Consider the following 22,984-nt stretch of genomic DNA (forward strand, 5'->3'; position numbering starts at 1 on the left):
TTTTGCTCATTTACCAAAAGCCTGTTCGTTTATATTGTTAGAATATTTACTGCTAAACGTGATTTAATACAACAGCTATAAAGGGCTCTAAAGCTCTTTTTTTATAGGCATAACGTAATATAGATACGCTTTGTGATTCCTTTAAAATTTACTACTTTTGCAGACTAAATTTTATGTCATGGCGAAAAGAAAATATAAAATCTCGGTTATTCAGTTAAATCTGAATGATGTTGCCGAAAATAATCTTAAGAAATGTATCAGCTGGGTAAGAGATGCTGCCAGTCAAGGCGCAGAGGTGATCTTACTTCCAGAATTATATAGCAGTCATTATTTCTGCCAAAGTGAAGATGTAGATAATTTTGCATTAGCAGAACCATTATACAGTACTTCATTTATCGCTTTCAGCGAATTGGCAAAAGAACTTGGAGTAGTAATTATTGTTCCGTTCTTCGAAAAAAGAATGGCTGGAATTTATCACAATAGTGCCTACATCATTGATACAGACGGAACAGAAGCTGGTTTATACCGTAAAATGCACATTCCGGACGATCCGCATTTTTATGAAAAATTCTACTTTACTCCAGGTGATTTAGGTTTTCAGGCTATCGAAACTAAAAAAGGAACGGTAGGAACTTTAATCTGCTGGGATCAATGGTATCCAGAAGCTGCACGTATTACAGCACTTAAAGGAGCAGAAGTTTTATTCTACCCAACAGCGATTGGATGGCACCCGAAAGAAAAAGAGCAATACGGAGAGAACCAATACGGCGCTTGGATGAACGTTATGAAAGGTCACGCTGTTGCAAACGGAGTTTTCGTTGCAGCTGCGAACCGAATTGGTCTTGAAAAATATATTGAAGGAACTGAAGGAATTCAATTCTGGGGAGCTTCGTTTATTGCAGGACCGCAAGGCGAAATCTTAGCTCAGGCTTCTCATGATAAAGAAGAAATCTTAATCGCTGAGGTTGATTTAGATCTGCAGGAAAATGTCCGCCAGAACTGGCCGTTCTTTAGAGATAGAAGAATTGATGCTTTTGGAGACATTACAAAAAGAGCAATCGATAAATAATTAATTTATCGCATACTATAAAAGGACAAAATATACATTTTGTCCTTTTTTTATACCTTTTTTATAAAAAAAAGGCGGGCTCATTTTATGAACCCGTCTTTTAAATATATATAACAAGAATTTATTTTACTTGGAAAGTAACTCTTCTCACGATTTGACGTGCTTCTTTAGAATTTTTGTTCACAGAAGTATCTTCACCATTGGCAATTACATTCAATCTAGAAGCATCGATTCCAGCATTAACGGCTACTTTTTTCACAGCCTCAGCTCTTTTTCTTGATAATTCTGTATTGTAATCTGAGTTTCCAATTTCATCAGAATATCCAATAATATCAGCAGATTTTCCTGGGTTGTTTTTCAAGTATTTCACTAAGAAATCTACACCAGATAGAGAAGCATTTGTTGGTTTAGACGAATTGAAATCGAAGTAAACATTCACATAACCACCGTTGATTAATTCTTCAACAGTATTGTTTGTCGCTGTTCCAGCACCTTTCTTTTCGTATGTTTTATCCAAATAGCTTTCTAATTCATCCGGCACACCATTTTGATTGGTATCAATAGACTGTCCTTTTGTATTAACAGCAACTCCTGCAATTGAGTTTGGTTCTAAATCGTATAAATCTGCAACACCGTCTTTATCAGAGTCAATAAGCCCAGTTTCTATTGTTGAAACTCTTCCTTCTAATTCTTTGTAACGATCTTCTTCACCAACCCAGTCAGCATGTTTTTGATTTTTACCTAAGTAAACTGTCAAACCAACAGAAGCGTTCAATAAAACTCCATCAAATGATCCTGTTGTAGTATTGCCCATTCCGTCAAAGTTCCAGTTTTGTCTTCCATTAACAATTCCAGTAAGGTCACCCGTTAAGGCTACTCTGTTGCTCAATTTAATTTGTCCTGTTAAACCAGCAATTCCGTGTGCTACGTAGTCTTGTCCGCCAAAACCAGTTTCAGTACTGATTTGAGCCACACCAAAACCACCATGTGCCAAAAGTCCTAAAGTATTGGTCCAAGTTTCAAAATTTAAAGCACGTCCAACGTTTACTACACCTTGTAAACTTGCTCTAACATATCTGCTTTCAAAATCAGGAGTATTTTTTTTCTCTTTAAATTGATCGTAACCAACATCTAATTTCAAACCAAATTTAGGGTTAAACATATATCTTACACCTAAATCTCCGTGAAAGAAGTTTGCAGATTCTGTAGTGTAACCTGGCGTCATTGTTCTAGTAGGCTTGTTAACACCACCATTAAGTTCGATCGACCATTTATTGTATTCTTGATCTACACTTGGTTTTGCAGACGTGGTAGCCATATTTTGTGCGCCAGCGGCGAATGATAGTAATAATAATGAGACTGATACTAATTTCTTTTTCATGATATCAAAAATTTTATTGTTTTTATTTTAAACTCAGTAGCAAAATTATACCACGAGTTTTAGAATACGTTCTATATGCTATTACATAATTTCCATGTTTTGGCTTTTAATTATGTAAAATGCTTAAAGAAAGCACAATAAAAAGCAAAAAAAAGAACAAAATTTAATATTTTGTTCTTTCTTCATTTTTGATAAAATTTTGATTATTTCAAATCCGGCTGATAGATTTTTACTGTTCCGTCTCCTTCGCTGCTTACAACAAGTAAACTCCTCTTATTCGGGCTTTTAGATGCCGGAATAAATAAAATTCCCTCGGGTGCATCGCCCGTTTTGATAGTCTGTAAATACTGTGGAGCGGCGGGATTTGTAACATCATAAGTCATAAAAGCATCCGATCTTTCTAAGCCTACAAATAATATATTTTGATTGCCCATTTTGACCGCCACTACAGCTTCAGGTTCAGAACCTTTATCGTCGCTTCTTTTATCGTCGTAAGTACCTAATTCGTTGGTTTTTTTATCAACATCATTTTTACTGTCGTAAACAATTTTTCCAGTATTTCCATTCCAGATCGAGAATGATCTCGCTCCAAAACTTACCAATTCGTCTAGATCTCCATCACCGTCAGTATCTCCCATATCGGCAACAAGATTTAATCTTCCTAAATTTGCATCCAATTTTAAAGTTGCTGCATCTGGAAAAACGGTTGGATCCAGCTTCATGCTTTTCATTCTCTTGATATCCGTATTCGCGGTATATTCTCTTGCATCACCTTCGTTCGCTGTAACAAAATACGGAACATTATTTGCAGAAAAATGACTGATAGCATCCGGCATATACATTCCTTTTACCTTCCAAGGATTAAAAGCAATTTTATCATCACTATCACTCACATCAATTGCATTTTCTGCCGTGTTGTAATCTTTTAAACCCAAAGGATAAATATTTGTAATAGTTTTAGAAGTCAAATCTACTTTTGCAACACCATTATTTTCCTGTAAAGTTACCCAAGCCGTTTTTGAATCATCAGAAATAGTAATGTATTCTGGTTCAATATCCTGAGCAAAACTTTTAGCAGCTTTAGAAACTCTAAAACCGTCTTTGATCAACGCTGCCGCCTGACTGCTGAAAGAAGCAAAATCTAAAGTTGTTACAGCATAAGAACTAGTTTCTATAATAGAAATAGTTCCGTTTGGATCTTGAGAATAATCGGTGTTTGGTTCTCCTTCGTTAGCCGTCATGATATATTTTCCATCAGGAGAAAAAGTAATCATATCAGGTAAAGCACCCACAGTAACTTGTTTGATTAAGCTGTAGTCAGAAGTGTTAAAAACAGCTACTTTTCCATTTCCTTGTTTATTTGTGATCGATTCTAATGCAACCGCTAGTTTTCCGTCAAAAACAGAAACGCTGTTTGCTGCACCTTCGTAAGCAGCTAGATCAATCTTTCCTATTTTTGCTGGTTTTGAAGGATCGGTAATATCGATTACGTCGATTTGGTTTACACCGCTGTTATTTACTGTAAAAAGTCTTTTTGTTTTTTCGCAGTAAGCAGAGATTTCCGCTGCTGCTTCACCGCCGATTGTGATAGAACCAATTTCTTTAAAAGTTCCTGGATTTTCATTTACCACAACTTCTGGTTCATTGTTAGAATTTTCATCATTGTTACAGCTTGTCATAATCAAAAGAGCAGCTAGTAAAGTGATTGATACTTTTTTCATGTGTTAGTTTTTAGTTTTGCCAAAAATAACAACGAGAAATCGAGTGAATATTAAGAGTTTATTATTTAATCTTTAACTTAAATTTTATAAGATAATTTGCTTGAAAGGTTATTTTAAAAAGAAATTCATTAAAAAATCTTCTTATATATTCTAACGAGAAATTGAAAAAGCAATTGCCGACGAAAGGCCGTGTAAAAGACAATACATTCCAAAAATGATAAAGATAATTGGTAGGTATGATTTTCTCCAATTATTGTCACTTATGACTTCATAGTGATTCTCTTTTTTAAGGTAAAGGATATCAATCAAATCGTCAATCTTATTTGGAGTTGTGCTGGCATCGGGCATTTTTTGAGTTACAGAATCACCGTTCAAATCTGTAAATTCGATAATAGGATAATAATATTTGAGTTTTCGCGCTTCTCGTCTTATTCTGTGATGGTTATTCCATCTTTCAACGATGTGAAAATCGATTATTTTGGCTTTAGCAGAAATTCCATTTTTTTCCATGTTGTGAACGTGTTTTTTCATGCTAATTCCCGCGTAAATGCAGCCAATTTCGATTGCTGTAGAGAGAACAATTTCGGTTACCCTAAAACTAGAAAATACAAACAACAAGGCTGATAGTAAAAATATCAGTAAAGCTAAGTTTTGTTTGAAATTTTTGTTGCTTCTGTTTAAGGGTTTGCTTTTAAGGAAATTGATAAAAGTGGTTTGGAAAATTTTCAAAAAATCAGTTATTTTCATTAGCGGTATTAAAGCTGGATTTGAATTAGAAACAAATATAGATTTTTTTAAATCCGATAGGATTTTAAAATTACTGCCTAACGAAGATTTAGAATCCATTATTCGAGTTTTCATAATCCTTACGAATGATTATCTTTGTAAACTCTAAAAAATAGAATCAATTTATGTCAACAAATAATAGAAGATTTCCAGCAGAGTGGGAAAAACAACAAGGAATTGTATTGTGTTTTCCGCATAATGGTAACGACTGGCCGGGTAAATATGAGGCTGTTCAATGGGCTTTTGTAGAATTTATTAAAAAAGTCGCAGCATTTGAAACCGTATTTTTAGTCGTAGCTGATGAAAAGTTAAAAGAAAAAGTTGCCGAAATGCTTGAAAGAGCTCGTGTAAATATTGCGAATGTTTCTTTTATTGTTCATAAAACTAACAGAAGCTGGATGCGTGATTCGGGACCGATTATTGTAAAAAATGGTTCAAAAAGAGAAGCGTTGAATTTTAATTTCAACGGTTGGGCAAAATATAAAAACTTTCAATTAGATAAATTTGTTCCGGGCAAAGTTGCAGATTTTATTGATGTTCCTCTAACGCAGGTCGTGTACAAAGGAAAACCAGTTATTGTCGAAGGCGGTGCAATTGATGTAAACGGAAAAGGAACTTTATTAACCTCTGAAGAGTGTTTGATGCATCCTACAATTCAGGTTCGAAATCCAGGCTTTACCAAAGAAGATTACGAAGCTGTTTTTAAAGAATACCTTGGCGTAACAAATGTTATCTGGCTTGGAGACGGAATAGAAGGTGATGATACACACGGACATATAGATGATTTATGCCGATTTGTAAATGAAGATACCATTGTGACCATTGTGGAAACAGACAAAAATGATGCGAACTACAAACCGCTGCAAGACAATTTGAAACGTCTTCAAAATTCAAAATTAGAAAACGGAAAACCGCCTGTAATTGTTGCGTTGCCAATGCCAAAACGTGTTGACTTTGAAGATTTGCGTTTACCAGCAAGTTATGCGAATTTCTTGATTTTGAATAATTGTGTTTTGGTGCCGACATTCAACGACAGCAATGATCGTGTGGCTTTGAATATTTTAGCAGAATGTTTCCCAGACCGTGAAGTAATCGGAATAAGCTGTATTGATTTTATCTGGGGCTTTGGAACTTTGCATTGTTTGAGTCAGCAGATTCCGGTATAAATTTTTTCAGATAATGAAAAGAGTTTTTAGACCAATAAAAACCTTTTTGAAAATTATTTAAGCTGTCGCTTTTAGTGGCAGCTTTTTTTTGACATATACTTAACATAACAAATTGGCGAGCGTCTCAACAACCTTTCTTATATTCGTGCGTTCAACAATGCAGTAATGCAGATTTAATTATGATATGAATAAAATACTTTTCATCCTTTCTTTGCTTTCTTCCGGAGCAATTTTCTCACAGACTGATGCACAAAAAAAAACTGAAATTACATTTGCTACCTATAATGTAAGTATGGAATCTGATAATTATTCTCCAAAGGGAACAAAGGGAAACTCAGAGCAGATATTGATCAATGAACTTAGTTCAGGAAAAAATGCTCAAATCAAAAATATCGCGCAGATTATTCAGACCGTAAGGCCAGATGTTATGCTGCTAAACGAGTTTGATTATATAGAAAATCCTAAACTTGGCGTAAAGGCTTTTATTAAAAATTATTTAAAAGTGGGGCAGGGCGGAGCAGAAGCCATTGATTATCCTTACTATTATTACTCAACCGTAAATACCGGTCAGCCAAGTCCCTTTGATTTGAACAATGACGGAAAATTGGAAGATTTTGGAAATGATGCCTGGGGATTTGGTAAGTATCCAGGTCAATATGCGATGGTACTTTTGTCAAAATATCCTATAGATGTTAAAGCGGTTCGTACTTTTCAAAATTTCAAATGGAAAGATATGCCTGGAGCATTGCTTACTACAAAGGCGGATGGATCAGATTGGTATAGCAAAGTGGCCTGGGCGCAATTTCCATTATCATCCAAATCTCATTGGGATGTTCCTGTTCTAGTTGACGGTAAAACGGTTCATATCTTGGCCAGTCACCCAACACCTCCTACTTTTGATGGAGCCGAAGATCGCAATGGAAAAAGAAATCATGATGAAATCCGATTCTGGAGAGATTATATTTCGGACAATGCTGCTTCATATATTTATGATGATAAAGGGGGAAGCGGAGGTCTGCCTGCCAATTCTCAATTTGTTATAGTAGGTGATCAGAACGCTTCGCCAGTCGAAGGGAGCGCTATCAGGGAGGGTATAAAATCATTACTAGACCATCCGAAAGTCAATAGCGACTTTACACCTGCCAGTAAAGGTGGTGCTGCATACAGTCCTGAAAATCCTTTTGGAATTAATCATACTGCATTTTGGAGAATGCGCGCCGATTATGTACTGCCTTCCAAATTTGGTTTTAAGGTTGTTAACAGCGGTGTGTTCTGGCCGGCCAAAGGTGAGCCAATGGCAGAATTGGTAGAAAAACGCGAGTCAAGCTCAGATCATCGTTTGGTTTGGGTGAAGCTGGTTTTGGAGTAAAAAAGCTCGTTAGAAATAGTTCTTTCTTATTTTTTCTTATTTTTTGTCGGGCTGAGCGGAGTCGAAGCCCCGCAAAGTTTAACTTTATCAATTGTACCACGCAAAAATACTGAGATTTTCTTTCACGCAGATTTTACAGATTTAAGCAGATTTTTTTTGATTTTATGTTTAAATAATCTGCGATATCTGCTTAAATCTTTTTTAAATCTGCGTGAAATAAAACTTGAGATAATACTAAAATAAAAAGCTCGTTAGAAATAGTTCTTTCTTTTTTTTTTGTCAGTCTGAGCGGAGTCGAAGCCCCGCAAAGTTTAACTTTATCAATTGTACCTCGGAAAAATACCAAGATTTCTTTCACGCAGATTTTACAGATTTAAGCAGATTTTTTTTGATTTTATGTTTAAATAATCTGCGATATCTGCTTAAATCTTTTTTAAATCTGCGTGAAATAAAATTTGAGATAATACTAAAATAAAAAAGCTCGTTAGAAATAGTTCTTTCTTTTTTTTTTGTCAGTCTGAGCGGAGTCGAAGCCCCGAAAAGTTTAACATTATCAATTGTACCACGCAAAAAATACTGAGATTTTCTTTCACGCAGATTTTACAGTTTTAAGCAGATTTTTTTTGATTTTATGTTTAAATAATCTGCGATATCTGCTTAAACCTTTTTTAAATCTGCGTGAAATAAATTTGAGATAATACTAAAATAAAAAAGCTCGTTAGAAATAGTTCTTTCTTTTTTTTTGTCAGGCTGAGCGTAGTGGAAGCCCCGCAAAGTTTAACTTTATCAATTGTACCTCGCAAAAATATCAAGATTTTCTTTCACGCAGATTTTTTTTGATTTTATGTTTAAATAATCTGCGATATCTGCTTAAATCTTTTTTAAATCTGCGTGAAATAAAATTTGAGATAATACTAAAATAAAAAAGCTCGTTAGGAATAGTTCTTTCTTTTTTTTTGTCAGTCTGAGCGGAGTCGAAGCCCCGCAAAGTTTAACTTTATCAATTGTACCTCGCAAAAATACCAAGATTTTCTTTCACACAGATTTTACAGATTTAAGCAGATTTTTTTTGATTTTATGTTTAAATAATCTACGATATCTGCTTAAATCTTTTTTAAATCTGCGTGAAATAAAATTTGAGATAATACTAAAATAAAAAAGCTCGTTAGAAATAGTTCTTTCTTTTTTTTGTCAGTCTGAGCGGAGTCGAAGCCCCGCAAAGTTTAACTTTATCAATTGTACCTCGCAAAAATACCAAGATTTTCTTTCACGCAGATTTTACAGATTTAAGCAGATTTTTTTTGATTTTATGTTTAAATAATCTACGATATCTGCTTAAATCTTTTTTAAATCTGCGTGAAATAAAATTCGAGATAATACTAAAATAAAAAAGCTTGTTAGATCATCTAACAAGCTTTTTCTAAATATATATTACATTAAAATTAATGTATGACTATCTTCTCTTCATTATCGGATAAAAGGAGGTAATAATTGGCTCGAAACTTCCCCAAAACCAATTCTCACTTCATTGTTTTCACAGAAACCACGAATGATTACCGTATCGTTATCTTCAATAAACTTGCGTTCGCTTCCGTCTTTTAATTTTAATGGATTTTTTCCGCCCCAAGTCAATTCCAGCATTGATCCAAAACTATCTGGAGTCGGGCCGGAAATAGTTCCAGAACCCATCATGTCACCAGAGTTAACACGACATCCGTTTGAAGTATGATGTGCTAATTGCTGGCTCATTGACCAATATAAATATTTGAAATTAGATTTTGAAATAACCGTTTCTTCTTGATCTTCTGGTTTAAGAGAAACTTCTAAATGTATATCAAAAGCTTTTTTGCCTTTTATTTGAAGATATGGAAGAGGAGTAGGATCTTGTTTAGGGCCTTTTGTTCTAAAAGGTTCTAAAGCATCCATAGTCACAATCCACGGAGAAATAGAAGTTGCAAAGTTTTTGGCTAAGAATGGTCCAAGCGGCACATATTCCCATTTCTGAATATCGCGGGCACTCCAGTCATTCAATAAAACCATTCCGAAAATATAATCTTCTGCTTCATACGTTGGAATATTTTCTCCCATTACGTTTACATCAGTAGTAATAAAAGCAGTTTCTAATTCGAAATCTACCAAACGTGATGCGCCAAAAACAGGAGTGTCATGTCCGACTGGTAAAGTTTGTCCCATTGGACGGTGAACCGGAATTCCAGACGGAACGATCGTAGAACTTCTTCCATGATACCCAACCGGAATGTGTAACCAGTTTGGCAATAAAGCATTCTCAGGATCGCGGAACATTTTACCAACATTGGTTGCGTGTTCTTTGCTTGAATAAAAGTCGGTATAGTCACCAATTAAAACAGGTAACTGCATTTCGATATCGTCAATATTAAATATCACTATATCTCTATGTTTTGTGGAATCTCTTAGTTGTGGATTCTCTGCGTCAAAAATTTCTGCAATGCGGTTTCGGACCAAACGCCATGTTTTTTTCCCGTCAGAAATAAAATCATTCAGCGTGTCCTGCATAAACATATCATCGGTTAAATCTATTCCTTCAAAATAGTTTAATTGTTGTAAAGCCCCTAAATCTATAGCATAATCGCCAATTCTAGTTCCTACAGTAACGACATTTTCTTTAGTAAGAAATACACCGAAAGGAATATTTTGAATAGGGAAGTCGCTGTTTTCTGGCACTTCTAACCATGATTTTCTTTTGGTATCGTTGGCGGTTATCGGCATGTCTTGTGTTAATTATTTGTTGAAAAAATACATGTCAAATATATCATAATCTAGCAGTATGGCAAACGTTTTTTTGTATTTTTGCAGGAAATTAACGAAAAACGAAAAAATGCAACGCGACGAACAAATTTTTGATCTTATCCAAGAGGAAAAAGAAAGACAAATTCACGGACTAGAACTTATTGCTTCTGAGAATTTTGTAAGTGATGAAGTAATGGCAGCAGCAGGGTCTGTTTTAACTAATAAATATGCTGAAGGTTATCCTGGTAAAAGATACTATGGCGGCTGTGAAGTTGTTGATGTTATCGAGCAGATTGCTATTGACAGAGCTAAAGAATTATTTGGTGCTGAATATGCAAACGTACAGCCGCACTCAGGTTCGCAGGCAAACACTTCTGTTTACCATGCTTGTTTGAATCCTGGTGATACTATTTTAGGTTTTGACTTATCTCACGGAGGTCACTTGACTCACGGTTCTCCTGTAAACTTTTCAGGACGTTTATACCGCCCTGTTTTTTATGGTGTAGACGCAGAAACTGGTCGTTTAGATTATGATAAAATTCAAGAAATTGCTACAAAAGAGCAACCAAAATTAATCATCGCTGGAGCTTCTGCTTATTCTCGTGATATGGATTTTGCTCGTTTCAGACAAATTGCTGACAGCGTTGGAGCAATCTTATTTGCAGATATTTCGCACCCAGCGGGTCTTATCGCAAAAGGATTAATGAATGACCCAATTCCTCACTGTCATATCGTTTCTACAACAACTCACAAAACATTAAGAGGACCAAGAGGAGGTTTGATCTTAATGGGGAAAGATTTCCCAAATCCACAAGGATTAACAACTCCAAAAGGTGAAATCAGAATGATGTCTTCATTGTTAGATTTAGCTGTTTTCCCTGGAAATCAAGGCGGGCCTTTAATGCACATTATTGCAGCTAAAGCCGTTGCTTTTGGAGAAGCACTTAAAGATGAATTCTTTACATATGCAATGCAATTGCAGAAAAATGCAAACGCAATGGCAGATGCCTTCGTAAAAAGAGGTTACAAAATTATTTCTGGCGGAACAGATAACCACATGATGCTTATTGACTTAAGAAATAAAAATATTTCGGGTAAAGAAGCTGAAAATGCATTAGTAAAAGCAGAAATCACAGTAAATAAAAATATGGTTCCGTTTGACGATAAATCACCATTTATCACGTCTGGAATTCGTGTCGGAACAGCTGCAATCACAACTCGTGGATTAGTTGAAGCGGATATGGAAACTATCGTAGCTTTAATCGATAAAGTTCTTTCTGATCATACAAACGAAGATCTTATCGAAGAAGTGGCAAACGAAGTAAACGAAATGATGAGCGAAAGACCGATTTTTGCTTACTAAAAAATAGTTTCAAGTTTAAAGTTTCAAGTTTAAAGTTTTGGACTGTTCAAAAAACAGTGTAAGACTTTAAACTTTTTTCGTTTAGAAAAGAAAACCTGAAACCTGAAACCTGAAACCTGAAACCTGAAACCTGAAACCTGAAACTTGACACTTAAAACCTGAAACAAAACAAAAACTATGGGCGTACTAAGATTACAATTGCCAACCGACCCAAGATGGGTAAATATAGTTGAGAAAAATATAGAAGAAATCTTAACAGATCACGCTTGGTGCGAGCAAAAAGCGGCAACAAATGCCATTACAATTATTACCAATAATTCTGAGCATCAGGACTTAGTAAAAGATTTATTGGCTCTTGCCAAAGAAGAAATCGATCATTTTGAGCAGGTTCACAACATTATCATCAAGCGCGGCTTAAAATTAGGACGCGAGCGTAAAGATGATTACGTAAACGAATTGTATCAATACATGAAAAAAAGCGGCGACGGAAGCAGGGTTTCTGGTCTGGTAGAAAGATTGCTTTTCTCTGCCATGATCGAAGCCAGAAGCTGCGAACGTTTTAAAGTGTTGTCTGAAAATATTCAAGACGAAGAACTAGCTGTTTTCTACAGAGAATTAATGGAAAGTGAAGCAGGACATTATACGACTTTCATCACCTACGCTAGAAAATACGGAACTGGAATTGATGTAGAAAAACGCTGGAGAGAATGGCTGGCATTTGAAGAATCGATCATTACCAATTACGGAAAAGGAGAAACGATTCACGGATAGTTTTTTAGTATCAGTTTGCAGTGGTCAGTTTTTTTAGTGGTCAGTTTTGAGTATTAGTTTGCAGTGGTCAGGTTTTTTGAGTGTTCAGTTTTAGTATTAGTTTGCAGTGGTCATTTTTTTTAGTGGTCAGTTTCAGTTTTGAGTCTGGGCTGCAGTTTTTACGTTGGTCACGTGGAGCGAAGTCGAAACGCGCAGCAATTAAAACACTTTTATCACTGAGATAAAAAATCCGTTTTTTATCAGCGTTTTCGCTTTAGCGAATCAGTATCATCCGCGTTCGAAAATTAACTTCAAAGTTTTAACAATCTAAAATCAGTAATCTAAAATCTAAAATTCTTACATTTGGAAGTAACCAAAATCTTGTACAATGAGAATAGAAATGGATTTAAAATTAGGGTTTAAAGATGTGATGTTTAGACCAAAAAGATCAACGCTTAAAAGCAGGTCAGAAGTTTCATTAGAACAAAATTTTAAATTTCTGCACAGTACTGCAAATTGGACAGGAATCCCGATTATGGCCGCGAATATGGACACAGTCGGAACATTTAAAACTGCTAAAGTACTGGCAGAAGAAAAGCTATTTACTGCCATTCACAAACATTATACTTTAGAAGAGTGGAATAGTTTTCTAAAAAATGCATCATCAAGTTTTTACGATTATATAGCTGTAAGCACAGGAACAGGAAAGGAAGATTTTGAGAAAATTGGAAAAATTATTACTGCAAATCCGTTACTGAAATTTATTTGTATTGATGTAGCAAATGGTTATTCGGAGCACTTTGTTCAGTTTTTAAAACAAACTAGAAAACAATATCCAGACAAAATAATTATTGCCGGAAATGTGGTAACGGGTGAAATGACCGAAGAATTGCTTTTAGCTGGTGCAGACATTGTAAAAGTCGGAATCGGACCTGGCTCTGTATGCACGACGCGTGTAAAAACAGGTGTTGGTTATCCGCAATTGTCGGCTATTATAGAATGTGCCGATGCGGCTCACGGTTTGGGCGGCCACATCATAAGTGATGGCGGATGCACAACTCCAGGCGATGTTGCCAAAGCTTTTGGCGCTGGAGCCGATTTTGTGATGTTAGGCGGCATGCTCGCGGGCCATACCGAAAGTGGCGGTGAGCTGATCGAAATTAAAGGCGAAAAATTCAAACAATTTTACGGAATGAGTTCTAAAACCGCCATGGATAAACATGCGGGCGGTGTTGCAGAATATCGCGCAAGCGAGGGGAAAACAGTTCAGGTCCCGTTTAAAGGAGATGTAATTTATACGGTTTTAGATATTTTGGGCGGAATAAGAAGCACTTGCACCTATGTCGGGGCTTCAAGATTAAAAGAATTAACAAAAAGAACGACTTTCATCCGCGTAAGCGAACAAGAAAATCAAGTTTTTACCAAATAATATGATTACAATTACTGAAGCATCGATTGAAGATATTGCTAAAATTCAAGAGATTGCAAAAATAACATGGCCAATTACGTATGGCGAAATTTTAACTGTGGCACAATTAGACTATATGTTAGATCTGATTTATTCTACAGAAGCACTTTCAAAACAAATTCAGCATAAAGAGCAGTTATTCTATTTAATTTCAGATGCTGATTCGATAATAGGTTTTATCGGAATTGAACATCACTACAAAAACGAAGCGGTAACCAAAATCCACAAAATTTATCTTTTGCCAGAAACACAAGGAAAAGGTTATGGCAAAATTGTTTTTGAAGAAATTGCAAAAATGGCTTCAGAGAATAATTCAAAAGAACTTCTATTAAATGTAAACCGTTTTAATACCGCTTTAAATTTCTATAAAAAACTTGGCTTTGAAATCAAAGAAACTGTTGATATTGAAATTGGAAATGGATATTTAATGGAGGATTATGTGATGGGAAAGCAAATGTGATTTTTTGAAAAACTGCCAGATTTTGAACGCGGATAAAACGGATTTGCTATCGCAAAGACACGGATTTACACGGATTTTAAACTCTGGCTAATTCAATATATCAATTGCCTACAGCTTTAGCTGTGGGATATAATTAAAAATACAAAAAGGGCTTTAGCCAAAACTTACATTTGGCTAAAAGCCCTTCTAGTTTATTTGAAACACCTCCAGCTAAAGCTGGAGGCAATTGAAATTTTTAAAATCGGTTTAAATCCAAGTCTTTGCGATTGCAATCTGTTTTATCTGCTACGTCACAATCACATCATGCGTAAACAGTAAACCTTTTACTTCCTTCAAAGAAAAAACAGCTTTCTTCAATTTAGTTTTTGATGGATCAATGGTATAATTGAAGCTCGTTCTAAAATTAGCTTTGTTGGCAACGGCTTTAGAAAATTCTGCACGATACAAATCGCAATTGTCAAAAAGAACATCCGTCAAATCTGCTGCCATAAAGTCTACGGCGATGAGACTGCAGCTGTTAAAAGTAGTTCCTTTGAGTTTTAAAGTATAAAATTTAGAAAAGTCTAAAGTGCAATCGTAAAAGTGAACTTCAAAAATCAATTTGTCGCACATCGCAAAATTGACTTCTTTGATTTCGCAGCGATAAAAAGTTACGCTTCTAAAAGCAACGTAATTAATTTTGGTTTCGTTAAAAATACAGTCGTTAAAAATGCAGTCAATAAAAGTGACTGCGAGAAAAGTGCAGGCAGAAAAATTACAATTATTAAAAACACAGCATTCGAAGTCCTTAAAATTAAGGTCGTCTTTGCTGTAAATAATACTATTATACTCTTTATCAAGAAAATATTCGCTTTCTTTTTTCAACGCAATTCAATCATTATTTTGAGAGCGAAAAGGTACTACTTTAGAATAAAATAATCTTCCTAAATAGCAAATCATTTTAATTTGAATTCCTTTTTTAATACAGAAAATACTGTAGCTTTACACTTATTTTTTACGTTAAAATAGATTGATTTTTTAATATGGAAGCAACAAGAAAAGAGCATGATTTTTTAGGAGAATTAGAAATTCCCAATCATTTGTATTACGGTATCCAAACTTTTAGAGCAGTAGAAAACTTTAATATCACAGGAATTCCAATTTCAAAAGAACCTCTGTTTATTAAGGCTTTAGGATACGTCAAAAAAGCAGCGGCTCTGGCGAATAAAGACTGCGGTGCTTTAGATTCAAAACTAACAGAGGCAATCTGCTACGGGAGCGATCAGATAATTGCTGGAAAATTTGATCAGGAATTTGTGAGCGATTTAATTCAAGGCGGAGCGGGAACTTCTGTAAATATGAATGCTAATGAAGTTATTGCCAATATTGGTTTAGAATATTTAGGACATAAAAAAGGAGAATATCAATTTCTGCATCCTAATAATCATGTAAACTGTTCGCAGTCTACCAATGATGCTTATCCTTCGGCTTTTAGAATTGCTTTGTTTCTAAAAATGGAAAGTTTTATTAAAACGCTGGCTGGTCTAGAAATCGCTTTTGCTAAAAAAGGGGAAGAGTTTAAAGAAGTTTTAAAAATGGGAAGAACGCAGCTGCAAGATGCTGTTCCGATGACTTTAGGACAAGAATTTAAAGCGTATGCCACTACAATTGGCGAGGACATTCAGCGATTAAAAAATGCTCAGGAATTATTGTTAGAAATCAATATGGGAGCAACGGCGATCGGTACAAAAGTCAATGCGCCAGAAGGATATCCTGAAATTTGTGTTGCTTATTTGGCAAAAGAAGTCGGAATTCCGTTAACGCTTTCTCCCGATTTAATTGAGGCAACTGTAGATACAGGGGCTTATGTACAGATTATGGGAACATTAAAACGTTCGGCAGTAAAAATTTCTAAGATCTGTAACGATTTAAGATTATTAAGCTCTGGGCCAAGAACTGGTTTTAATGAAATCAATCTTCCAGCACGTCAGCCAGGATCGTCTATTATGCCCGGAAAAGTAAATCCCGTAATTCCAGAAGTGGTCAACCAGACTTGTTTTTATGTTATCGGTCAGGATTTAACGGTAACAATGGCAGCAGAAGCAGGGCAATTACAATTGAATGTGATGGAACCTGTTATCGCATTTGCAATGTTTACGTCATTAGATTATCTATCAAATGCCATTCAGACTTTAATCGATAAATGTATTGTCGGAATTACGGCAAATGTTGACCACTGTTACAATTTGGTTATGAACAGTATTGGAATTGTTACGCAGTTGAATCCGATTTTAGGTTATGAAGAAAGCGCAAGTATTGCCGGAGAAGCTTTAAAAACGGGCAAAAGTGTACACCAAATTACGGTTGCAGAAAGAAAGTTAATCACACAAGAAAAATGGGATGAAATCTATTCCTTAAACAATCTGATCCATCCAAAATTTATCACAAAATAAATCTTGTATAAATATTATAATAACAAACCGTCATGCTGAATGACGGTTTTTTTTTGTTTTTAAAATGTAAGATATTGAAAATAAGAGTTATATTTACGTAAGGACTGCCATTTTCTAATTATAAACTTTTGTTGATGATTACTCTTTTAAAAAATAATCTCCTTTTAAAAAAGCATATAATCTTAGGATTATTATTTTTCATTTCATTCAAAATTACAGCCCAGGACGAAACATCCAATCAAGAAATCTGTCCTCCCCAGACCATTTTAGAAATCTTCAAGAAAAAAGAAGATTTGTTAAAGGTTAAACCAACCAAAAACAATTTCTTTTTAGTAATTCCCGCAATAGGTTCCCAGCCGGCAACAGGATTCTTTTTTGGTGCTGTGGCGCAGTATACTTTTAAGGGAAAAGAAGAAAAAGCCAAATATTCTATTGCTAACGTAGGAATCACTTATACCGTAAAAGACCAATGGCTGGTGAATATCAAGAATAATATTTTATTAAAGAATAATAAAATTTTTCTTAGCGGTGACTACAGAATGTATCTTTTTTCACAGCCCAATTACGGACTAGGAACTGATATACTCCCCCGAAAGCGTGATCAGGAAAAAGGTTTTAGTATTGACTCTCTTGCTCAAGAAATGGATTATGATTATTTTAAATTTCATCAAACCGTTTCTTTTGAGTTTAAAGAGAATTTTTATATTGGAGGAGGTGTCAATATAGATTGGTATGCGAATATAAAAGACAAACAATTAGATGTTGAAAACGGCATTTATACCTACCATTATAATTACAGCCAGAAACACGGTTTTGATAATTTAGAATATTATTTAACAGGTCTTAGTTTTAATCTCGTGCATGATTCTCGAGACAATCAAGTAAATGCTTCTCGCGGCTGGTATGCTAATTTAAACTACAGATTCAATCCTGTTTTGTTTAAAAATCAGGATTACAGTAACGTTTTGTTTGCAGAGTACCGGCATTTTATTCCAGTTTCACACAAGAATCCGCGTTATATTTTAGCGATTTGGACTTATGGGCAGTTTGTAACCAGAGGAAAAGTTCCGTATCTAAATCTGCCCGCAATTGGCTGGGATCAGCGCAGCAGGAGCGGAGAAGGCTATACACAAGGCCTGTTTCGCGGAAATGGACTGCTTTATCTTTCTACAGAATTCCGTTTTCCAATTACCTGCAATCAGTTGTTGAGCGGCACCGTCTTTACCAATTTTGTTACCGCCAGCAATTCAGATAATAATGTTTCCCTTTTTAAATCGGTACAGCCCGCCGCAGGTTTAGGACTTCGTCTTTTGATTGATAAAGCCACCAAAACCAATTTGATTTTTGATTATGCGTGGGGAAATAATTCAAGAGCTTTTTACCTTAATGCAGGAGAAACTTTTTAATCTTTAAAATTGTAATGTATTGATTATGTAAAATTTGTATTTTTAAAAGTTGAAAATTTAGAAGAAAAAACTTAAATTTGACTACCATTTAACTTTCAAACACATAATTTATGAAACAGTACGGTTTATTATTAGCCGCGTTTCTGTCGGTGATAGGAATGCAGGCTCAGGACGCAAGGTCTTTTTCGCTTAATTTGTATGGTGGTTATAATTTTTCAGATGAGCTGGATTATGAAGGTTATCGTGCAACAATTGAAGATGGTTTTCAGTACGGAGCAGGATTTGAGTATTTTTTCGCGACAAACAATTCTGTTGAGATTAAGTATTTAAGACAAGACACCAAAATACCTTTTTATAATCCAGCAGGAGTTCAGATGAATGCGGGAAACGATAAAGGTGCCTTCAATTTTATTTTAGCAGATTTCACCCATTATTTTGATACAGGATCCAATTTACTTCCGTATTTAGGTGCCGGAGCAGGAGTTGGTATTGTAGAAACACCTCAGGGAGGCAGCGGTACATATTTTGCCTGGGATGTAAAAGGCGGGGTAAAGATCAAAACTGCTTCGATAGTATCTGTCAATATTAATGCCTATTTACAATCCATGTCGGCAGCAGTTGGAGAAAGTTATTATTGGACTTACTATTTCGGACCAGTTGCTTTTGAAGATTATGTGAGTACATTTCAATTTGGATTAGGCGCAGTAGTTAGTTTTAATTTTAAAAATTAAGAATTTTAGGCTTAAAAATAATTTAAACTAAAGCAGACTTACGGGTCTGCTTTTTTTATTTGTACAAATTGCGGATAATTTTTTAAGTTGTGCTGATTATGTTAAATTCAATTCTTATTTTTGTTGTATATACAAACTTCTGAAAATGAAATTACTTATAGTCGAAGACGAACCAAATCTATTATCGATACTGCGAAAAGGTTTTGCCGAAAACAACAATGAGGTGAGTGTGGCCATGGACGGGAAGACTGCTCTGGAGATGATACACAATTATACTTTTGATGTTGTAATCTTAGACGTAATGCTTCCGGATATTAACGGAATCGAAATTTGCAGAAGACTTAGAGCAGCAAAAAACTTTGTGCCTATTTTACTTTTAACGGCGCTGGGAACCTCCGAAAATATTGTAACAGGCCTTAACTCCGGTGCCGATGATTATTTGGTAAAACCCTTTAAATTTGGAGAATTAGACGCTAGAGTAAATGCTTTGTATAGAAGATCCAATCAAGACACAGAAAAAATTGATACGATTGTAATTGCAGATCTGGAAATTAATGCTCGTGCAAAATCGGTTAAAAGAGGTGGGACCAACATTATTTTAACCGCAAAAGAATTCAAACTTTTGTATTATCTGGCAAAAAATACAGATCGTATCGTTTCTCGAGATCAGATTCTAGACAATGTATGGGACATCAATTTTGATATGAATACCAATGTTGTCGATGTTTATATAACCTATTTGAGAAGAAAAATTGATAAGCCTTTTGGTACCAAACTCATTCACACCATGAAAGGGTTGGGTTACGTTATAAAACCATAAAATGGATATAAGAAAAAAAATTACATTTAATTATGTTGCCCTTTCTACCTTTAGCACTTCGCTGCTGTGTATTATTGTGTTTTTCTTATTTAGAGAAAACAATCGATACCACTTTTTAAAACGCCTGGACGACAGGGCAAAAATTGTAGCTTCCATTCATTTTCAGAAAGATCCTGAGAAAATCAGATATTATAAAAATCTAAAAAAGAACGGCCTCGAAGAATTAATCGAGGAAGAAGAATATGTATTAAAAATTAACAGTCAGAATAGTTTTGATTACAATACCAACCTAAATCTTCCGAATACATTTTATACCAATATATTAAGTACCGGAAGAGATTATTTTGAAAAAGACAATAAATATTATTTAGGACAGATTTTTCAGGAAAATGAGCAGAAATATATTGTAATTGTCGGAGCACGAGACCGAAAAGGAAAAGATACCATTGTTTATATTGTCAAAATCATGGTTTTTGGCGGTATTGGTTTTGTTATTCTGGCTTTTTTATTAGGACGATTTTTGGCCAAACGTGTCATTAATCCTGTTGCGCGTATTACCAAAGAAGTAAAAAGAATCAGTGCTTCTAATCTGCATAACCGACTTCCCGAGGTTCATAATTCTGACGAAATATCAGATTTGACCAATACTTTTAATAATATGCTCGATCGATTGGAAACCTCTTTTGAGATTCAGGCCAATTTTATCAATAACGCTTCACACGAATTAAAAACTCCAATTACCACCATTATTGCCGAATCTGAAATCATGCTTTTAAAAGAGCGTGAGAAAGAAGAATATGTAGAATCTTTGCAGAATATTTACAGTCAGGCTTCAAAATTAGGCAACTTAACAGAAAGTCTTTTAAAGCTGACCCAAACGGGCTACGACGGCAAAAAACAAGTTTCGGATATTGCGAGAATCGATGAGCTTTTGCTGGAAGTAAAATCGGATCTTGATAAAATTTATCCAGATAATAGGGTAAGCATCAGAATCAACATTGCTCCAAAAGATTGTAATCTCCTGCTGCTTCCGTGCAATAAACCATTGTTAGAACTGGCGATCAACAATATCATTACCAATGGCGTAAAATATTCTGATAACAATGAGGTCTTTGTGACACTTTCTGCCAATAACGAAATGATCAAAATTGCGATTAATGATATCGGAATCGGAATTCCACCAGAAGATATTCCGCATTTGTATGAACCTTTCTTTAGAGGTAAAATTGCAACAAAATACATCGGTTATGGTTTAGGACTGCCTCTCGCGTCTAAAATTATAAGAATGCACGATGGCGAAATGCAAGTACAGTCGGAGCAGAATAAAGGAACCATAGTAACAATTATCTTTAAAAAATCGAACATTAAAAAATCTAATGTTTAATCTTAGGAAATTCTAATTTTAGATTAATAAGTCTCTAAGACAGCAGTACTTATTTTGTATGTATAAACGAAACAGTTATACATATGAAAAATTTCCTAATACCTACGACTTTAAAAGATGATACGATTTGTGCGGTAAAATCTGCGGTTAATCAGGCAAAAAGCGCTGATTCAGAAATTATTTTAGTTCTAGTTTCAGAAGCACCAGATACTTTTTCATCTTCTAGTTTTTTACGAGAAATGAGAACAGGACTTACCAAAAGTCAAGAAGAAGTTCTCGAAACCTGCAGATACATTATAGAGCATACGCCCAATTGTAAATTAAAAGTACACAACCAGTACGGACTTTCTGCACCGCTCTTAAAACGTCTTATAGAAGCCTTTTCTGTAAAATTGGTTATCCTGACGCATTCCTATAAACAGGAAACCAAAAAAATCCATCAATACTTAGTGCAATTAGCAGGCAATCAAAAGTGCCCGATTCTGCACCTGAGCACTGAGGTTAATAAAGACGTTTTTACAAAAGCACTTTATATTGAAAATGCCAGCACGAATATTCATGTAAAAGACGTGCAGCAGTTTTTAAACGACAATTTTTCATTCGAGATTGTAAGCCAGACTTCTAATTTTGATGATAATTACGAAAACGCAGCGCCATTTTTATCAGAAGCCATTTCAAAACACAACATTGATATGCTGGTAGAAACCCGTAAAGGCGAGAAAATCAAATTCAAAAAAAGTAAAAAAGAAAATATAAATGAAAAACTCGGACTTCCGGTGCTTTCATTATATGAAGAAATGGTCTAATCCATTTTTTGTTTTCAGAGAAGTAAGAATTTAATTTAAAACCGATAATATGTTATTAAAGAAAAGAATACCAATGAAGTACGTTCTCGGGAAAATTAAAGTAGAAATTGCCCTTGTGATGGCGTACACAATAGTTTTTGAAATTTTTCATCATTATTTTGTCACTCTTCCTGTAGACATACCGATTGCAATTCCGACCATGATCGGAACCATTATATCGCTTTTGCTGGCTTTTAAATCCAATCAGGCTTATGACAGATGGTGGGAAGCCAGAATCGTCTGGGGAGCTATTGTAAACGATTCGAGAACTTTAATCCGTCAAGTACTGACGTTTTATGAAGATCCAGATTTTTCTGTGGAAGCCAGCGAATTCAAAGAAAATTTTGCTAAAAGACAAATTGCCTGGTGTTATAGTTTAGGACAATCGCTTAGAAATAGAGACGCCATAAAACCTTTAAAAGGTTTGGTAAGCGATGAAGAATTGCGCTTTATAAAAAATCATCAAAACGTGCCCAATGCAATTTTGATGCTCCACGCGAGAGATCTTAGAAATGCCAAAAATGATAAGCGCATCAACATGTATCAGCAGGTAGAAATAGACAATACTTTATCACGATTGTGCGATGAAATGGGGAAATGCGAGCGAATCAAAAACACCATTTTTCCAACAACATACAGTATGTACATTCGTCTTACCTTATGTTTATTTATTTTACTGCTTCCGTTTGGATTAACAAGTGTATTGAGCTGGTTTGCTATTCCGTTAATTACGGCCATTGCCGCCGCATTCTTTTTGATCGAGAGAATGGCAATTCATTTGCAGGATCCTTTCGAAAACAGACCTACAGATACGCCAGTAACAACGATTGCCAATACAATCGAAAAAAATATTAAACAAATGCTCAACGAATATCAAAGCGAATTTGATATCCTAAAAGAGTTTGAAGTAAAAGAAGAGCCTCAAAAAACAGAAAAAGAGGCGTATTACGTATTATAAGAATTTAATTTTGGTTTCTTTATTGTTAGCCGGGCAGTATTCCATTGTGCTGTCCGGCTTTTTTTGTTTTGTAAAGTAAGAAGGTTCTGTTATCTGAGCGAAGTCG

General features: G+C 35.0%; 19 protein-coding genes. 14 read left to right on the forward strand and 5 right to left on the reverse strand.

The genetic code is table 11. The features are described 5' to 3' along the window. Nucleotides 1-178: 178 nt before the first annotated feature. A complete protein-coding gene (locus C4F50_RS04400) occupies nt 179-1,069 on the forward strand; it encodes a carbon-nitrogen hydrolase (RefSeq protein ID WP_111369675.1) in 891 nt (296 codons plus the stop codon). Nucleotides 1,070-1,190: 121 nt separating this feature from the next. On the opposite strand, the gene C4F50_RS04405 is transcribed toward C4F50_RS04400, so the two are convergent. The 3 genes from C4F50_RS04405 to C4F50_RS04415 all read right to left on the reverse strand — a co-directional run bounded on the left by C4F50_RS04405 (nt 1,191) and on the right by C4F50_RS04415 (nt 4,918). After that, nucleotides 1,191-2,450, reverse strand: a complete 1,260-nt coding sequence (locus C4F50_RS04405) for an OmpA family protein (protein WP_193845204.1) — start codon at nt 2,448-2,450, stop codon at nt 1,191-1,193. A gap of 203 nt (nt 2,451-2,653) precedes the next feature. Beyond that, nucleotides 2,654-4,171, reverse strand: coding sequence for a choice-of-anchor I family protein (locus tag C4F50_RS04410; RefSeq protein WP_193845205.1), 1,518 nt, complete (start codon nt 4,169-4,171; stop codon nt 2,654-2,656). Between the two features lie 150 nt (nt 4,172-4,321). Continuing rightward, nucleotides 4,322-4,918, reverse strand: coding sequence for a hypothetical protein (locus C4F50_RS04415; protein ID WP_193845206.1), 597 nt, complete (start codon nt 4,916-4,918; stop codon nt 4,322-4,324). Nucleotides 4,919-5,082: 164 nt separating this feature from the next. On the opposite strand from C4F50_RS04415, the gene C4F50_RS04420 reads away from it, so the two are divergent. Beyond that, nucleotides 5,083-6,123, forward strand: a complete 1,041-nt coding sequence (locus C4F50_RS04420) for an agmatine deiminase family protein (RefSeq protein ID WP_193845207.1) — start codon at nt 5,083-5,085, stop codon at nt 6,121-6,123. Nucleotides 6,124-6,307: 184 nt separating this feature from the next. Next, entirely contained in the window at nt 6,308-7,492 is a 1,185-nt protein-coding gene (locus C4F50_RS04425; protein WP_193845208.1) for an endonuclease/exonuclease/phosphatase family protein, read from the forward strand. A 1,467-nt stretch (nt 7,493-8,959) separates the two neighbouring features. Here C4F50_RS04425 and fahA read toward each other — a convergent pair. After that, on the reverse strand, nt 8,960-10,240 hold the full coding sequence (gene fahA / locus C4F50_RS04430; RefSeq protein WP_193845209.1) for a fumarylacetoacetase: 1,281 nt from the start codon (nt 10,238-10,240) through the stop codon (nt 8,960-8,962). 109 nt (nt 10,241-10,349) lie between these two features. Here fahA and glyA point away from each other — a divergent pair, with 109 nt between their 5' ends. From glyA to C4F50_RS04450, 4 genes are all read left to right on the forward strand, one after another. Beyond that, the gene (glyA, locus tag C4F50_RS04435; RefSeq protein ID WP_193845210.1) at nt 10,350-11,624 is read left to right on the forward strand and encodes a serine hydroxymethyltransferase; all 1,275 of its coding nucleotides are present in this window, start codon (nt 10,350-10,352) and stop codon (nt 11,622-11,624) included. A gap of 177 nt (nt 11,625-11,801) precedes the next feature. Continuing rightward, nucleotides 11,802-12,395 carry a MiaE family protein gene (locus C4F50_RS04440; RefSeq protein WP_142449243.1) on the forward strand — a complete coding sequence of 198 codons (594 nt, stop codon included), beginning with the start codon at nt 11,802-11,804 and terminating at the stop codon, nt 12,393-12,395. A 367-nt stretch (nt 12,396-12,762) separates the two neighbouring features. Next, entirely contained in the window at nt 12,763-13,803 is a 1,041-nt protein-coding gene (locus C4F50_RS04445; protein WP_193845211.1) for a GMP reductase, read from the forward strand. A 1-nt stretch (nt 13,804) separates the two neighbouring features. Next, nucleotides 13,805-14,302, forward strand: a complete 498-nt coding sequence (locus C4F50_RS04450; RefSeq protein WP_193845212.1) for a GNAT family N-acetyltransferase — start codon at nt 13,805-13,807, stop codon at nt 14,300-14,302. Nucleotides 14,303-14,587: 285 nt separating this feature from the next. Here C4F50_RS04450 and C4F50_RS04455 read toward each other — a convergent pair whose 3' ends face one another. Beyond that, nucleotides 14,588-15,166, reverse strand: coding sequence for a pentapeptide repeat-containing protein (locus C4F50_RS04455; RefSeq protein ID WP_193845213.1), 579 nt, complete (start codon nt 15,164-15,166; stop codon nt 14,588-14,590). A gap of 158 nt (nt 15,167-15,324) precedes the next feature. Between C4F50_RS04455 and aspA the strand changes: the two genes are divergently transcribed. From aspA to C4F50_RS04490, 7 genes are all read left to right on the forward strand, one after another. Then, entirely contained in the window at nt 15,325-16,734 is a 1,410-nt protein-coding gene (gene aspA / locus C4F50_RS04460) for an aspartate ammonia-lyase (RefSeq protein WP_193845214.1), read from the forward strand. Between the two features lie 134 nt (nt 16,735-16,868). Beyond that, entirely contained in the window at nt 16,869-18,140 is a 1,272-nt protein-coding gene (locus C4F50_RS04465) for a BamA/TamA family outer membrane protein (protein ID WP_193845215.1), read from the forward strand. Nucleotides 18,141-18,250: 110 nt separating this feature from the next. Next, nucleotides 18,251-18,871: an outer membrane beta-barrel protein gene (locus tag C4F50_RS04470; RefSeq protein WP_193845216.1), complete on the forward strand. Its 621-nt coding sequence runs from the start codon at nt 18,251-18,253 to the stop codon at nt 18,869-18,871. A gap of 145 nt (nt 18,872-19,016) precedes the next feature. Next, entirely contained in the window at nt 19,017-19,691 is a 675-nt protein-coding gene (locus C4F50_RS04475) for a response regulator transcription factor (protein ID WP_193845217.1), read from the forward strand. Between the two features lies 1 nt (nt 19,692). Continuing rightward, nucleotides 19,693-21,075: a sensor histidine kinase gene (locus tag C4F50_RS04480; protein WP_193845218.1), complete on the forward strand. Its 1,383-nt coding sequence runs from the start codon at nt 19,693-19,695 to the stop codon at nt 21,073-21,075. Between the two features lie 83 nt (nt 21,076-21,158). Continuing rightward, nucleotides 21,159-21,881 carry an adenine nucleotide alpha hydrolase family protein gene (locus tag C4F50_RS04485; RefSeq protein ID WP_193845219.1) on the forward strand — a complete coding sequence of 241 codons (723 nt, stop codon included), beginning with the start codon at nt 21,159-21,161 and terminating at the stop codon, nt 21,879-21,881. A 49-nt stretch (nt 21,882-21,930) separates the two neighbouring features. After that, nucleotides 21,931-22,878, forward strand: coding sequence for a bestrophin family protein (locus C4F50_RS04490; RefSeq protein ID WP_193845220.1), 948 nt, complete (start codon nt 21,931-21,933; stop codon nt 22,876-22,878). The last annotated feature ends 106 nt before the right edge of the window (nt 22,879-22,984 follow it).

The sequence above is a fragment of the Flavobacterium hungaricum genome, assembly GCF_015182285.1.
In the GTDB taxonomy this organism is placed as follows: domain Bacteria; phylum Bacteroidota; class Bacteroidia; order Flavobacteriales; family Flavobacteriaceae; genus Flavobacterium; species Flavobacterium hungaricum.

Bases quoted from the DNA above. Each gene is read 5' to 3' on its own strand.
- C4F50_RS04410 (WP_193845205.1), bottom strand. From the start codon at position 4,171: ATGAAAAAAGTATCAATCACTTTACTAGCTGCTCTTTTGATTATGACA.
- C4F50_RS04450 (WP_193845212.1), top strand. From the start codon at position 13,805: ATGATTACAATTACTGAAGCATCGATTGAAGATATTGCTAAAATTCAA.
- C4F50_RS04485 (WP_193845219.1), top strand. From the start codon at position 21,159: ATGAAAAATTTCCTAATACCTACGACTTTAAAAGATGATACGATTTGT.
- C4F50_RS04400 (WP_111369675.1), top strand. From the start codon at position 179: ATGGCGAAAAGAAAATATAAAATCTCGGTTATTCAGTTAAATCTGAAT.
- C4F50_RS04405 (WP_193845204.1), bottom strand. From the start codon at position 2,450: ATGAAAAAGAAATTAGTATCAGTCTCATTATTATTACTATCATTCGCC.
- aspA (WP_193845214.1), top strand. From the start codon at position 15,325: ATGGAAGCAACAAGAAAAGAGCATGATTTTTTAGGAGAATTAGAAATT.
- fahA (WP_193845209.1), bottom strand. From the start codon at position 10,240: ATGCCGATAACCGCCAACGATACCAAAAGAAAATCATGGTTAGAAGTG.
- C4F50_RS04415 (WP_193845206.1), bottom strand. From the start codon at position 4,918: ATGAAAATAACTGATTTTTTGAAAATTTTCCAAACCACTTTTATCAAT.
- C4F50_RS04440 (WP_142449243.1), top strand. From the start codon at position 11,802: ATGGGCGTACTAAGATTACAATTGCCAACCGACCCAAGATGGGTAAAT.
- C4F50_RS04490 (WP_193845220.1), top strand. From the start codon at position 21,931: ATGTTATTAAAGAAAAGAATACCAATGAAGTACGTTCTCGGGAAAATT.
- glyA (WP_193845210.1), top strand. From the start codon at position 10,350: ATGCAACGCGACGAACAAATTTTTGATCTTATCCAAGAGGAAAAAGAA.
- C4F50_RS04425 (WP_193845208.1), top strand. From the start codon at position 6,308: ATGAATAAAATACTTTTCATCCTTTCTTTGCTTTCTTCCGGAGCAATT.
- C4F50_RS04445 (WP_193845211.1), top strand. From the start codon at position 12,763: ATGAGAATAGAAATGGATTTAAAATTAGGGTTTAAAGATGTGATGTTT.
- C4F50_RS04475 (WP_193845217.1), top strand. From the start codon at position 19,017: ATGAAATTACTTATAGTCGAAGACGAACCAAATCTATTATCGATACTG.
- C4F50_RS04470 (WP_193845216.1), top strand. From the start codon at position 18,251: ATGAAACAGTACGGTTTATTATTAGCCGCGTTTCTGTCGGTGATAGGA.
- C4F50_RS04420 (WP_193845207.1), top strand. From the start codon at position 5,083: ATGTCAACAAATAATAGAAGATTTCCAGCAGAGTGGGAAAAACAACAA.
- C4F50_RS04465 (WP_193845215.1), top strand. From the start codon at position 16,869: ATGATTACTCTTTTAAAAAATAATCTCCTTTTAAAAAAGCATATAATC.
- C4F50_RS04480 (WP_193845218.1), top strand. From the start codon at position 19,693: ATGGATATAAGAAAAAAAATTACATTTAATTATGTTGCCCTTTCTACC.